General features: G+C 74.4%; 1 pseudogene. It reads left to right on the forward strand.

Features of this window, described 5'->3' with window-relative positions:
• Nucleotides 1-125: 125 nt before the first annotated feature.
• A pseudogene (locus x551_RS22795) lies at nt 126-895 on the forward strand (lipocalin-like domain-containing protein); the annotation flags it as partial.

Below are 895 nucleotides of genomic sequence, written 5' to 3' on the forward strand. Positions count from 1 at the left end.
GCCGTCGCGGCGCGTCGCGCGGTCTCGCAGGACGCGGTGCTCGCGGTGAAGGAAGACTGGTGAACGACCAGCCCCTGCCGCTGTCGCGCCGCGCGCTGCTGCTGGCCTGTGCACCGGGCTTCGGGCTGGGCGTGGGCACCGCACGCGCGGCGCCGGTGGTGCGGGCCGGCACGCCCATCGTGCTGCCGCGCGATTTCGGCTCGCACCCTGAGTACCGCACCGAATGGTGGTACGTGACCGGCTGGCTCGAGACCGCCGCAACGCCCGAGCCCTTCGGTTTTGGCTCCGCCGAACCCTTCGGGTTTCAGATCACCTTCTTCCGGTCGCGCACCGACGTGGCGACCGCCGACCACCCGAGCCGCTTCGCCGCGCGGCAGCTGCTGTTCGCGCACGCCGCGCTCACCGATCCCCGGGCCGGCCGGCTGCGCCACGACCAGCGCATCGCCCGCGCCGGCTTCGGCATCGCCGAGGCCGCCACCACCGACACCGACGTGCGGCTGCGCGGGTGGCAACTGGTACGCGACGGCAAATCCTCTCCGAGCGCGCACCACTACCGCGCCGTGGTCGACGCCGGCACGCAGGGCTTCTCCTTCGACCTGCGCCTCGACGCGACGCAGCCGGTGCTGCTGCAGGGCGACGCCAGCTATTCGCGCAAGGGCCCGGCGCCCGAGCAGGCGAGCCACTACCTCAGCGAGCCACAGCTCGCCGTCGGCGGCACGCTGCGCGTCGAGGGCCGCGCGCTCGCGGTGAGCGGCCGCGCCTGGCTCGACCACGAATGGAGCGAGGCGCTGATGCACCCCGACGCCGTGGGCTGGGACTGGGTCGGCATGAACCTCGACGACGGCGGCGCCTCACGCCTTCCGGCTGCGCCGCGCCGACGGCTCGGCGCTGTGGG

This window comes from Methylibium sp. T29, from assembly GCF_000576205.1.
Classification (GTDB): domain Bacteria; phylum Pseudomonadota; class Gammaproteobacteria; order Burkholderiales; family Burkholderiaceae_C; genus Methylibium; species Methylibium petroleiphilum.